Origin of the sequence: Plantibacter sp. VKM Ac-2885 (assembly GCF_015351205.1) — a bacterium.
In the GTDB taxonomy this organism is placed as follows: Bacteria; Actinomycetota; Actinomycetes; order Actinomycetales; family Microbacteriaceae; genus Plantibacter; species Plantibacter auratus.
Map to the genome: position 1 here is coordinate 1,993,603 of NZ_JADKSK010000001.1, position 12,528 is coordinate 2,006,130.

Consider the following 12,528-nt stretch of genomic DNA (forward strand, 5'->3'; position numbering starts at 1 on the left):
GTCGAAGGGCACACGAGGGACTTCCGGCTCCGGCGATCTTCTCCCGGTCCCTGAGTAACCCCCTCCGGTCCCTGAGCTTGTCGAAGGGCACACGAGCAACCTCCACAACCGGCGCAGCTCGGCATCTGGAATGTCAGTGGTCCATGGTGGACTGGTTCCATGACCGAGACCACCGCCACCGCGATCCGCGCGAGCGACGAGCACGCCGCGCGCCTCGCAGGGCTCTCGGATCAGTGGGCGGAGATCCACCGGCAGCAAGCCGTCTTGGACGCACGGAAGGCGCGCCTCCTGGCCCGCTCTGCCGCCTATGCGGACGCCTTCGCGGACGTCACGGTCCCGGCGATCTTTCCGCCGGCTGAGCGTCGGGAGCTCTCCCGCCGGTCGACGTGTGCGGCCCTCGCGATGGCGACCCGAATACCGGAACGGACGATCCAGCGCGCGACCAACGACGCCGAACGTCTCGTCAACGACGCACCAGCCGTGCTCGCGTCGCTGGAGGCAGGCCGTATCTCGGCGCGGCATGCGCAAGTGATCACCGACCAACTCTGCGACGTCCCTGCTGCTGGGCGGGCGGTGTTCCTCGAACAGATTCTCGTCGTCGCCGAGCGCACCACGGCCGCTGGCCTCCGCACGAGCGCCCGCGTCATGCGCGAGCGCCTCCACCCCGAATCCATCACCACCCGCGCCGTCCGCTCCGAGGCCGACCGCCGGGTCGAGTTCGAGCCAGCGGCTGACGGCATGGCGTGGGTGCACCTCTTCACCACGGCGCCGATCGCCCAGGGGCTCGTCGAGCGGGTCGAAGCAGCAGCAGCGGAGTCGCGCAAGGCCGGTGACACCCGCACCTGCGCCCAGCTGCAAGCGGACGCCCTCGCGGCGCTCGCGCTCACCGGTGTGACCCCGGAAGACGTGATGTCCAGCCCAGTCCTGCCGCACCCGATCGAGGTGCAGGAGCACATCAAGCCGACGGTGCAGATCACCGTCCCGGCACTCACGATGGCCGGAGTATCCGACGCACCCGGCATGCTCGACGGGTACGGCCCGATCGACCCGGAGACCGCCGCGCGTATCGCCGTGAACGCACCCAGCTTCACCCGGATCCTCGTACAACCCGAGACCGGCGCCATCCTCTCCGTCGGGCGGAATCAGTACCGCGTTCCCGCCGATCTTCAACGCGCGGTCCGCCTGCGAGACGGCACCTGTCGCGCACCCGGTTGCGGGAGGCGGGCCAGAGCCTGCGACCTCGACCATTCGGTCGCGTGGGAGGACGGCGGGGTGACAGATGTCGGCAATCTCGCCTGCCTGTGTCGACATCACCACCGGATGAAGCATCTGCCCGGCTGGAGCCTCGACCACGGATCCGGCGGGGTACTCGACTGGACGACACCTGACGGGAAACGCCATCGAACCGAACCGGATCCCGCGCCGTTCTGACCCCCACCGGTCCCTGAGCCTGTCGAAGGGTTTCTCGTGGGCACTTCGACAAGCTCAGTGACCGGGCGAGGTTCACTGGGGACGATTCGGTCCCTGGGCCTGTCGAAGGGCAGCTCGGTCGCGCATGCTCGGTGTCCCGGGGTGAGGTGTGCCCGGATGGCTCCGGTTCCTGGGCCTGCCGACGGGTTCCTCGTGGGCACTTCGACAAGCTCAGTGACCGGAGGAGGGTCAACGGGAACGATCCGGTCCCTGAGTCTGTCGAAGGGCGCGGCGTCAGAAGGCCGCTGGACCGGAGCCGAACCGTCGCGCCTGCTCGCACGGCGCTGCATGGTTCTGACGAATGGAGAGGGGATGACGGGAATCGAACCCGCGTAATCAGTTTGGAAGACTGAGGCTCTACCATTGAGCTACATCCCCGAGGCGTCGCAATGCGACGAACTCACCCGGTAATGCTACTGCATCCCGAGCGCCCATCCGTGCAGCTCCGTGTCCCGAGGCCGGTTCCGCCCCGGAAACCGCACAGGGGCCGCACAGATTCTGGGCTAGACTGACCGAGGCCATTTCGCCCACCGCTCGTCGGTCGGGCCGGCTGGCCGGATTGTCGCCGATCCGGGGCGTAGCTCAGCTTGGTAGAGCGCCCGGTTTGGGACCGGGAGGTCGCAGGTTCGAATCCTGTCGCCCCGACTCCGTTTTGCGTCCTCAACTGAGGCAGAATCCCCGACACAGGAGAAGTAATCACGTGAAGACCACGGTCGAGAAGCTGAGCCCCACTCGCGTCAAGCTCGCCATCGCGGTGACGCCCGAGGAGCTCAAGCCGAGCATCACCCACGCCTACGGACACATCGCCGAGGACATCAACGTCCCCGGCTTCCGTAAGGGCAAGGTGCCACCGGCGATCATCGACCAGCGCGTCGGCAAGGGCGCCGTGATCGAGCACGCCGTCAACGAGGGCCTCGACGGCTTCTTCCGCAAGGCACTCGAGGAGAACGAACTCCGTCCGCTCGGCCGCCCGCAGGCCGACATCGTCGAGTGGCCGAACGAGAAGGACTTCTCCGGCGACCTGCTCGTGAACATCGAGGTCGACGTCCGTCCCGAGATCACGCTTCCCGCCTACGAGGGCCTCAAGCTCACCGTCGACGCTCAGGAAGCCGGCGAAGCCGACGTCCAGGACGAGCTCGACCGCATCCGTGCACGCTTCGGCACGCTCGTGACCGTCGACCGCCCGGCCAAGACGGGCGACTTCGCCCAGCTCGACCTGGTCGCCAAGATCAACGACGCCGAGGTCGACCGCGCGAGCGGAGTCTCCTACGAGATCGGTTCGGGCGAGCTGCTCACCGGCATCGACGAGGCACTCGACTCCCTCACCGCCGGTGAGACCACCACCTTCACCTCGCCGCTGCTCGGTGGCGAGCACGAGGGCGAGGACGCCGAGGTCACCGTCACCCTGACCGCCGTCAAGGAGCGCGAGCTTCCCGAGGCCGACGACGACTTCGCTCAGATCGCGAGCGAGTTCGACACCATCGACGAGTTCAAGGCGCAGCTGCGCGAGGTCGTCGAGCGCCAGCAGGTCATCACCCAGGGCCGCGACGCACGCACCGCGCTCGTCGACGCCATGCTCGAGGCCGCGCAGATCCCCGTGCCCGAGAGCGTCATCGAGGACGAGGTGCACCGTCACCTCGAGGGCGAGAACCGCCTCGAGGACGACGAGCACCGCGCCGAGGTCACCGAGTCCAGCGAGAAGGCACTGCGCACGCAGCTCCTCCTCGACGCACTGGCGGAGTCGCTCAACGTCCAGGTGAACCAGAACGAGCTCACCGAGTACCTCATCCAGAGCGCGTCGCAGTACGGCATGGAGCCTGGTGAGTTCATCGAGGCACTCGGCCAGCAGGGCCAGATCCCCGCCATGGTCGGCGAGGTCGCCCGCAACAAGGCCATCGCCATCGCGCTCGGCAAGGCCGAGGTCGTCGACTCCAACGGCAAGCCCGTCGACCTGAGCGACTTCGTCGCCGTGGTCGAGGACGAGGACGCCGCCACCGAGACCGCGGCCGACGAGACGACCGAGGCTCCGGCCGAGGACGCCGCCGACGAGGCTCCGGCCGAGGCAGAGCCGAAGAAGGCCGCCGCCAAGAAGGCACCTGCGAAGAAGGCGCCCGCCAAGAAGGCACCGGCCAAGAAGGCCGCTGCCGACGAGGCCGCTGCCGAGTAGGACAGCACCAGCAGTGGCGACAGGGGCGGAAGCGATTCCGCCCCTGTCGTCGTCTCCGGACACGTCAGCCGAATGGGAGCCATCATGACGACGACCGACGCAACCGGCTGGGACGACCGCGTCGCAGCCGTCTGGGCCGACGAGACCATCGACGACGAGCAGCGCATCGCGGCGATCGACGCCCTGGCCGCCGAGCGTCCGGCGGGTGACGCCCGCGCCGCCTTCGAGGTTGCCGGTGCACGCGACTCCGCCGGCCACGAGGTCGAGGCCGAGGTCTTCTATCGCGCCGCGCTCGAGGCCGGGCTCGACGAGGAGCACCGTCCGCAGGCGATCATCCAACTGGCCAGCACCCTCCGCAACCTCGGCCGGACCGCTGAGAGCGTCGTCCTGCTGGAACAGCAGCTCGCGGACGATCCGACCGGTCCGTACGCGGACGCGACCGCGGCCTTCCTGGCCCTGGCGCTCGCCAGCTCGGGGGACCCGCGCCGAGCGACCGCGGTCGCCCTCCGTGCCCTCGTGCCGCACCTCCCGCGCTACCACCGGTCCGTCCGCGCCTACGCCGACGAACTCGAGACGGATCCGCTCCGCTGAGCCCCGACGGTCGCGCCTTCCGTCCGCTCGCCGTCCGCTGCCGGCGAACCTCGTCGCCCGGGAGTCTGCCGAGGGCGAACAGGGCGTTGGTCGCGCGTGGCCTCCGATAGATTCGAACCACTGCACAACCGAAACGGAGCGATAATGGCCGAACCACAGTTCTCGCCCAGTGTCTTTGACCGCCTGCTGAAGGACCGGATCATCTGGCTGGGCGCCGAGGTCCGCGACGAGAACGCGAACGAGATCGCGGCCAAGCTGCTGCTCCTCGCCGCGGACGACCCGAAGCGCGACATCTACCTCTACATCAACTCGCCCGGTGGCTCCATCACGGCCGGCATGGCCATCTACGACACCATGCAGTTCGTGCCGAACGACATCGTCACCGTCGGCATCGGTATGGCCGCGTCGATGGGTCAGCTCCTCCTCACGGCCGGCACCAAGGGCAAGCGCTACATCACCCCGAACGCCCGCGTGCTCCTCCACCAGCCGCACGGCGGATTCGGCGGGACGTCGAGCGACATCCAGACCCAGGCGCAGCTCATCCTCGACATGAAGCGCCGTCTCGCCGAGATCACCGCGGCGCAGACCGGCAAGAGCGTCGAGCAGATCAACGCCGATGGCGACCGCGACCGCTGGTTCAACGCCGAAGAGGCGCTCGAATACGGTTTCGTCGACCACCTCCGTGAGTCCGCGCTCGACGTGGCCGGCGGCGGCGGAACCGTCGACAGCGACAAGTAACCCGGCTTCGACCAGACAGGAATGCAACACATGGAGACTCCAACGTTCAGTGCGGCGGGCCGCTCGCTGCAGATGCCGGGTGCTCGCTACATCCTCCCGAGCTTCGAAGAGCGCACGGCCTACGGCTACAAGCGCCAGGACCCGTACGCGAAGCTCTTCGAGGACCGCATCATCTTCCTCGGCGTGCAGGTCGACGACGCATCGGCCGACGACATCATGGCCCAGCTGCTCGTGCTCGAGAGCATGGACCCCGACCGCGACATCGTCATGTACATCAACTCACCCGGTGGCTCGTTCACCGCGATGACGGCGATCTACGACACGATGCAGTACATCCGTCCGCACGTCATGACGGTGGTCCTCGGACAGGCGGCCTCCGCCGCTGCCGTGCTGACCGCCGCCGGCACGCCGGGCAAGCGCCTGGCGCTCCCGAACGCCCGCATCCTGATCCACCAGCCCGCCGTCGGCGAGGCCGGCCACGGACAGGCTTCGGACATCGAGATCCAGGCGGCCGAGATCCTCCGCATGCGCGGCTGGCTCGAGTCGACCCTCGCACACCACTCCAACCGTTCGGTGGAGCAGGTCAACAAGGACATCGACCGCGACAAGATCCTCTCGGCCGCCGAGGCGCTCGAGTACGGTCTCATCGACCAGGTGCTCACCTCACGGAAGAACCCGATCGCGGCCATCACGGCCTGACCCGGCTCCAGTGCTCACGACTCGGCGCGTCATCCCAGCGGGGTGGCGCGCCGAGTTGTCGCAGGGACAGGTTAGGCTCGGAGCACCGAATCTCCAGGGAGAGGGAAAGACATGGCACGGATAGGCGAAAGCGCCGATCTGCTCAAGTGCTCGTTCTGCGGCAAGAGCCAGAAGCAGGTCCAGCAGCTGATCGCTGGTCCCGGCGTGTACATCTGCGACGAGTGCGTCGAGTTGTGCAACGAGATCATCGCCGAGCGACTCGCCGAAGCGAGCGAGGAGACGGTGAGCGAGTTCGACCTCCCGAAGCCGAAGGAGATCTTCGCCTTCCTCGAGGAGTACGTCATCGGCCAGGAGGCCGCGAAGAAGGCGCTCTCGGTCGCGGTGTACAACCACTACAAGCGCGTCCGCTCACGCGCCACGCTCGCTCCCGCCGAGACGGTGCACGACGACATCGAGATAGCGAAGAGCAACATCCTCCTCATCGGCCCGACGGGCTGCGGCAAGACGTATCTCGCGCAGACCCTCGCGAAGCGACTGAACGTCCCCTTCGCCGTCGCCGATGCGACCGCACTGACCGAGGCCGGCTACGTCGGCGAGGACGTCGAGAACATCCTCCTCAAGCTCATCCAGGCTGCCGACTACGACGTCAAGCGCGCGGAGACCGGCATCATCTACATCGACGAGGTCGACAAGATCGCCCGCAAGGCGGAGAACCCCTCCATCACGCGCGACGTCTCCGGTGAGGGTGTCCAGCAGGCGCTCCTTAAGATCCTCGAGGGAACCGTCGCCTCGGTACCCCCGCAGGGCGGCCGAAAGCACCCGCACCAGGAGTTCATCCAGATCGACACGACGAACGTCCTGTTCATCGTGGCCGGCGCCTTCGCCGGGCTGGAGGAGATCATCTCCTCCCGCGCGGGCAAGAAGGGCATCGGATTCGGCGCACCCCTGCACAGCAAGGGCGACGACGTGAACCTCTTCGGCGAGGTCCTGCCGGAAGACCTCCACAAGTTCGGTCTCATCCCCGAGTTCATCGGTCGCCTGCCGGTCGTCACGACGGTCACCCCGCTCGATCAGCATGCGCTCATGGAGATCCTCACGGTCCCGAAGAACGCGCTCGTGCGTCAGTACCAGCGCATGTTCGAGATCGACGGCGTCGAGCTGGAGTTCGACCAGGCGGCACTCGAAGCGATCGCCGACCTCGCCGTCCTCCGCAAGACCGGTGCCCGAGGGCTCCGAGCCATCATGGAAGAGGTGCTCGGGCCGATCATGTTCGAGGTGCCCTCCACCGACGAGGTCGCTCGCGTGGTCATCACCCGGGAGTCCGTCGTCGAGAACGCGGCCCCGACGATCGTCCCGCGTGCGGCTCGCCGTCAGGAGAAGTCGGCCTAGACGACACCCAGCGGTGAACAAGCCCGCCGCAGCCCCCGGATCCTCCGGAGTCGCTGCGGCGGGCTTCGTCGTTCAGTCCTCGAGCCCGCGGCGTCGGAGGAGCGGCTCGATGACCGCGTCGCGTCCACGGAAGTCGCGGTAGGCCTCCAGAGGATCCTTCGAACCGCCGACCCCGAGGAGCTTGGTGCGGAAGCGGTCGCCGTTCTCCCTCGTCAGTCCGCCGTTCTCCGTGAACCAGTCGACGGTGTCCGCGTCGAGCACCTCGCTCCAGATGTAGGAGTAGTAGCCGGCGTCGTATCCACCCGAGAAGGTGTGGGCGAAGTACGTGCTCGCGTAGCGGGGCGGGACGGCCGGATTGTCGAGTCCGGCGGACCGGAGTGCCGCCGCCTCGAACGCCTCCACATCGTCGACCCGGTCTTCTGCACCGATGCTGTGCCACGCCTGGTCGAGCATCGCCGCTGCAAGGTACTCGCTCGTCGAGAAGCCCTCGTTGAACCCCTCGGACGCCTGGAGCTTCGCCACCAGTTCCTGCGGCATCGGCTCACCGGTCTCGACGTGCCTGGCGTAGCCGGCGAGCACCTCGGGCCACAGCATCCACATCTCGTTCACCTGGCTCGGGAACTCGACGAAGTCCCGGAAGACGTTCGTACCGGAGAACCGCGGGTACTCGACCTCCGCGAAGAGACCGTGCAGCGCGTGGCCGAACTCGTGGAAGAAGGTCGTGACCTCGTCGAGGCTCAGCAGGGTCGGCTCACCCTCGGCAGGCTTCGGGACGTTCAGATTGTTGACCACGACGGTGGGCTGGTCGAGCAGGCGGTTCTGGGAGATGAGCGCGTTCATCCAGGCGCCGCCGCGCTTGCTGTCGCGGGTGTACAGGTCGAGGAGGTACAGGCCGAGGCCGGAGCCGTCCTCGTTCCAGACCTCGAAGACACGGACGTCGGGGTGGTAGCCCTGGAGATCGGTCCGTTCGGCGAAGGTGATGCCGTAGAGCTTGGTCGCTGCGGCGAGCACCCCGTCGAACAGGACTCGCTCCGCTTCGAAGTACGGGCGCATCACGCTGGTGTCGACATCGAACCGGTCGATCCTGACCTGTTCGGTCGCGAACGGCCAGTCCCAGGCCTCGACGGTCTCGAGACCAGTGACCCGCTCGAGCTCGCGCTGTTCCCGATCCGCGTTGCGGGCGGCGGGGATCGCCAGGCGGGAGAGGAGCGCTGCGACGGCCTCCGGGGTCCCCGCGGTCTGGTCCGCGGTGACCACTGCCGCGTGCGACGGGAATCCCAGAAGTGCGGCACGCTCAGCGCGGAGGCGGGTGATCTCGAGGACGAGGTCGCGGTTGTCGTTCGGTCCGCCGTGTGTGCCCCGAGCACGGGAGGCCGTCATGATCCGCTCGCGGACGCCACGGTGCGTCAACGACGACAGCGCCGGATGGCCGGTCGGGAGGACGAGGGTGACGAGCCAACCGTCGAGGCCTCGCTCGGCGGCCGCTTGGGCCGCGGCGGAGATCTCGCCCGCACTCAGGCCGTCGAGCTCTGCGGCATCGGTGAGGTGGACGGCGAGCTCGTTGGTGTCGGCCAGGAGCTGCTTCTCGAACCGGGTGGTCAGTGTCGAGAGGCGGAGATTGAGGTCGGAGAGCCGCTGCTTCTCCTCGGCGTCGAGACCGGCGCCCGCGAGCGTGTGTTCGCTGTACACGCGTCGGACCAGGTAAGCCGCCTCGGCCGTCAGCTGGAGGTCGTCGAGATTCGCGTGGACCGCCGCGATCCGCGCGTACAGCACGGGGTCGAGCCTGATCGCGTCCTCGTGGGCGGCCAGCTGCGGAGCGAGCTCCTCCTCGAGTTCATTGGTGAACGCGGAGCTGTCCGCCGAACTCTGATTGAAGAAGACCGCTGCGACCCGCCTGAGGATCGCGCCGCTCCGTTCGAGCGCGACGAGCGTGTTCTCGAAGGTCGGCGCGTCGTCCTGCGCGGTGATCGCCGCGATCTCGTCGAGTTGCTGGGCGAACCCGGCTGTGAAGGCGGGGCGGAAGTGCTCCTCGCGGATCTCGCCGAACGGCGGCAGCTGATAGGGGAGCGTGCTCGGCTGGAGGAACGGATTCGTGTGTGATTCCATACCTCACCCTATCCAGCGTGCCGGGGAGGAGGCTCAGTCCTCGTCGTCGTCGTGGTCGTCGTCCGGCCGGGTGAGGCTGACGGATCCGTCCGCGTGTTGACGGATGGTCGTACCGTCGTCGAGCTCGACGACGGGTCGGCGTTCGAGCCAGGTGAGGGTCCAGCGCCACGAGGACGTGTCGACACCCTGCGCGAGCAACTCCTGCTCCTCAGCGGCGATGGCCGTCTGCACCGGCGTCGGCACGTTCTCCGGTGGCTTGGCGCCGACGGCCCAGCGGGTTCCGAGTTGCATCACGGCTCCAGGTCGTAGGTGACCCAGCTCGTGCGGGTCGCCAGCTTGTCGTACACGGCCTGGGCGCGCTCGTTGTCGGCGGCGGTGATCCACCGGACGACGCTGTGGCCGTCCGCCTTCGCGAGGTCGCGGACATGCTCGATCAGCGCGGTCCCGACCCCGCCGGTGCGGGCGTCCTCGGCGACGAAGAGGTCGTCGAGGTAGAGCCCGGTCCCACCGGCGAGGGCGCGGGGGAACACCCGATAGTGAGCGAGGCCGACGAGGGCGCCCTGTGCGTCCTCAGCGACGAGCGCGGTCAACGGGTGGGTCGGGTCGCTGAGCCAGCCCCACACGAGGACGGCCTTCTCGTCGGTCAGGGGGTTGCCGTAGAACTCCCCGTAGCCGGAGTACAGCGCGTGCCAGGCGAACAGGTCGCTCTCGACGGCGGGACGGATGGTGACGCTCATGCGCGTGCCTCCTCGGCGTCGGCCGCCGGCGTGAAGACGATGTCGCCGACCGACAGGACGTCGGCGGTGCGGAACTCGAGGGATTCGATGCGTCCGACGGCGCGGAGGTCGTCGGCGACGAGCGCGAGCAGCTCGACCGATGCGGCGGGTCCGGCGATGACCGCGGAGTCCACCGGGGTCTTCTGGGACGCCTTGGCGTCGGTCTTCGCGCGCCGGATGCCCGTGAGCGCCTCGCTCGCGAGCTGCAGCACCTGCGGTTCGCCCGCTGCGAGTCCGGCGAACTCCTCGTCGGTCGGCCAGCTGGCACGGTGCACGGAGCCGTCGTGCGTCCAGGACCAGGCTTCCTCCGCCGCGAACGGGATGAACGGGGCGAACAGGCGGAGCAGGGTCGAGAGCGCGATCCGCAGCGCGGCCACCGCCGAGGCCTGCTCAGGGCTCTCCTCGCCATACGCCCGCTCCTTGACGAGCTCGAGGTAGTCGTCGCAGAACGTCCAGAAGAACGCCTCGGTGAGCTCGAGCGCGCGCGCGTGGTCGTAACCCGCCAGCGCACCACTGGCGTCGGCGACGGCCTTGCTGAGGACGCTCAGCATGGCGAGGTCGACGGCCTCGGTCACCGGGGCGTCTTCACGACCGGTGAACCCGAGGATGAACTTCGAGGCGTTGAGCACCTTGATCGCCAGGCGCCGGCCGATCTTGATCTGCGTCGGGTTCTGCGGGTCGAAGGCGGCGTCGGTGCCGAGACGGCTCGAGGCCGCCCAGTACCGGACGGCGTCCGAACCGTGCTGTTCGAGCATGGCTGCCGGCGTGACGACGTTGCCCTTCGACTTCGACATCTTCTTGCGGTCGGGGTCGACGATGAAGCCGGACACGGAGGCGTGCTCCCACGGCTTCTGGTCGTACTCGAGGACGCTGCGGAGCATGGTGGAGAACAGCCAGGTGCGGATGATGTCCTGACCCTGCGGGCGCAGCGAGTACGGGAACACGAGGTCCCAGAGCTCGGGGTCGCGCTCCCAGCCGCCGGCGAGCTGCGGGGTGAGGCTCGACGTGGCCCAGGTGTCCATGACGTCGACCTCGCCCATGAACCCGCCGGGCACGCCGCGCTGCGACTCGTCGTAGCCGGGTGCGGCATCGCTGGACGGGTCGACGGGCAGGGTGGCATGGTCTGGCGCGATCGGCTGGTCGTAGACCGGGTTGCCGTCGGCGTCGAGCGGGTACCAGAGGGGGATCGGCACACCGAAGAAGCGCTGGCGGGAGATCAGCCAGTCGCCGGACAGGCCACCGACCCAGTTCTCGTAGCGCACGCGCATGAAGTCGGGGTGCCACTCGAGCTCCGAGCCGAGTTCGAGGAGGCGGCCGCGGAGCTGTTCGTCGCGGGCGCCGTTGCGGATGTACCACTGGCGGGTCGAGACGATCTCGAGCGGCTTGTCGCCCTTCTCGAAGAACTTCACCGGGTGGGTGATCTGCTTCGGCTCGCCGATCAGGTCGCCCGAGGCGGCGAGGAGGTCGACGACGGTCTGCTTGGCGCTGAAGACGGTCTTCCCGGCGAGCTGCGCGTACGCCTCGAGGCCGGCTTCGGAGGTGATCGCCTCAGGGGCCTCCGAGATGACGCGGCCGTCGAAGCCGAGGATCGCGCGGTTGGGGAGGTCGAGTTCGCGCCACCACACGATGTCGGTGATGTCGCCGAAGGTGCACACCATCGCGATGCCGGCGCCCTTGTCGGGCTGGGCGAGGTGGTGGGCGAGCACGGGCACCTCGACGCCGAACACGGGCGTGGTCACGGTCGTGCCGAACAGCGGCTTGAAGCGCTCGTCGTCGGGGTGGGCGACGAGGGCGACGCAGGCGGGGAGGAGCTCCGGCCGTGTGGTCTCGATCTCGATGGTGCCGCCGTCCGGGCGGTGGAAGGAGAGTCGACGGTAGGTGCCCGGCTGCTCCTTGTCCTCGAGCTCCGCCTGGGCGACCGCCGTGCGGAAGGTGATGTCCCAGAGGGTCGGCGCCATGGCCTGGTAGGCCTCGCCGCGGTCCAGGTTGCGCAGGAACGCGAGCTGGCTCGCCGTGATCGACTCGTCGCCGATGGTGCGGTAGCTCTGCGTCCAGTCCACGGAGAGGCCGAGCGCACGCCAGACGGCCTCGAACTGCTGCTCGTCCTCGACGGTGAGGCGCTCGCACAGCTCGATGAAGTTGCGACGCGAGATCGGGATCTGGTCGGCGGCCTTGGTGCTCTTGTTGTCGCCACCCTCGAACGGCGGGGTGAAGTCGGCGTCGTAGGGGAGCGTCGGGTCGCACCGGACGCCGTAGTAGTTCTGGACGCGGCGTTCGGTCGGGAGACCGTTGTCGTCCCAGCCCATGGGGTAGAAGACGCGCTTGCCGGTCATCCGCTGGTAGCGGGCGATGACGTCGGTGTGCGTGTAGCTGAAGACGTGACCGATGTGCAGGGAACCGGATGCGGTCGGCGGCGGGGTGTCGATCGAGTAGATGCACTCACGCGTGGCGCCGTCGCGCTCGAACCGGTAGGTCCCCGCGGACTCCCAGGAGGAGCCCCACTTCTGCTCGAGACCTTCGAGGGCCGGCTTGTCCGGGATGCTGGCAGCGGTCATGAGGCGATCTCCTGCTGATATGTGCGGCACCGTGTCT

Annotated in this window: 10 protein-coding genes and 2 tRNA genes; 7 read left to right on the plus strand and 5 right to left on the minus strand. The window is 68.3% G+C overall.

Going from position 1 to position 12,528, the window contains the following annotated elements; genetic code table 11:
• Window positions 1–159 precede the first annotated feature (159 nt).
• Window positions 160–1,431 carry an HNH endonuclease signature motif containing protein gene (locus ITJ66_RS09630; protein ID WP_194644462.1) on the plus strand — a complete coding sequence of 424 codons (1,272 nt, stop codon included), beginning with the start codon at window positions 160–162 and terminating at the stop codon, window positions 1,429–1,431.
• 346 nt (window positions 1,432–1,777) lie between these two features.
• Here the strand turns inward: ITJ66_RS09630 and ITJ66_RS09635 are convergent.
• A tRNA-Gly gene (locus ITJ66_RS09635) sits at window positions 1,778–1,848 on the minus strand.
• 193 nt (window positions 1,849–2,041) lie between these two features.
• Between ITJ66_RS09635 and ITJ66_RS09640 the strand changes: the two genes are divergently transcribed.
• The 6 genes from ITJ66_RS09640 to clpX all read left to right on the plus strand — a co-directional run bounded on the left by ITJ66_RS09640 (window position 2,042) and on the right by clpX (window position 7,054).
• Window positions 2,042–2,115: transfer RNA gene (locus ITJ66_RS09640), tRNA-Pro, on the plus strand.
• Between the two features lie 55 nt (window positions 2,116–2,170).
• On the plus strand, window positions 2,171–3,637 hold the full coding sequence (tig, locus tag ITJ66_RS09645; protein WP_161578527.1) for a trigger factor: 1,467 nt from the start codon (window positions 2,171–2,173) through the stop codon (window positions 3,635–3,637).
• An 84-nt stretch (window positions 3,638–3,721) separates the two neighbouring features.
• Window positions 3,722–4,228: a tetratricopeptide repeat protein gene (locus ITJ66_RS09650; RefSeq protein ID WP_194644463.1), complete on the plus strand. Its 507-nt coding sequence runs from the start codon at window positions 3,722–3,724 to the stop codon at window positions 4,226–4,228.
• Window positions 4,229–4,372: 144 nt separating this feature from the next.
• Window positions 4,373–4,966: an ATP-dependent Clp protease proteolytic subunit gene (locus tag ITJ66_RS09655; RefSeq protein WP_056006680.1), complete on the plus strand. Its 594-nt coding sequence runs from the start codon at window positions 4,373–4,375 to the stop codon at window positions 4,964–4,966.
• Between the two features lie 30 nt (window positions 4,967–4,996).
• A complete protein-coding gene (locus ITJ66_RS09660; RefSeq protein WP_071260849.1) occupies window positions 4,997–5,665 on the plus strand; it encodes an ATP-dependent Clp protease proteolytic subunit in 669 nt (222 codons plus the stop codon).
• A 111-nt stretch (window positions 5,666–5,776) separates the two neighbouring features.
• On the plus strand, window positions 5,777–7,054 hold the full coding sequence (clpX, locus tag ITJ66_RS09665; protein WP_064295154.1) for an ATP-dependent Clp protease ATP-binding subunit ClpX: 1,278 nt from the start codon (window positions 5,777–5,779) through the stop codon (window positions 7,052–7,054).
• A gap of 72 nt (window positions 7,055–7,126) precedes the next feature.
• On the opposite strand, the gene ITJ66_RS09670 is transcribed toward clpX, so the two are convergent.
• The 4 genes from ITJ66_RS09670 to valS are packed head-to-tail and all read right to left on the minus strand — an operon-like array spanning window position 7,127 to window position 12,491.
• Window positions 7,127–9,160 carry a M3 family metallopeptidase gene (locus tag ITJ66_RS09670; protein ID WP_194644464.1) on the minus strand — a complete coding sequence of 678 codons (2,034 nt, stop codon included), beginning with the start codon at window positions 9,158–9,160 and terminating at the stop codon, window positions 7,127–7,129.
• 33 nt (window positions 9,161–9,193) lie between these two features.
• Window positions 9,194–9,451 (minus strand): hypothetical protein, encoded by a 258-nt coding sequence (locus ITJ66_RS09675; protein WP_079705712.1) that lies wholly within the window; start codon window positions 9,449–9,451, stop codon window positions 9,194–9,196.
• Complete coding sequence (locus ITJ66_RS09680) at window positions 9,451–9,897, minus strand: GNAT family N-acetyltransferase (RefSeq protein ID WP_064295157.1); 447 nt, start codon at window positions 9,895–9,897, stop codon at window positions 9,451–9,453. The genes ITJ66_RS09675 and ITJ66_RS09680 overlap by 1 nt, the downstream gene beginning before the upstream one ends.
• Complete coding sequence (gene valS, locus ITJ66_RS09685) at window positions 9,894–12,491, minus strand: valine--tRNA ligase (RefSeq protein WP_194644465.1); 2,598 nt, start codon at window positions 12,489–12,491, stop codon at window positions 9,894–9,896. Before valS ends, ITJ66_RS09680 begins: the two co-directional genes overlap by 4 nt.
• Window positions 12,492–12,528 lie beyond the last annotated feature (37 nt).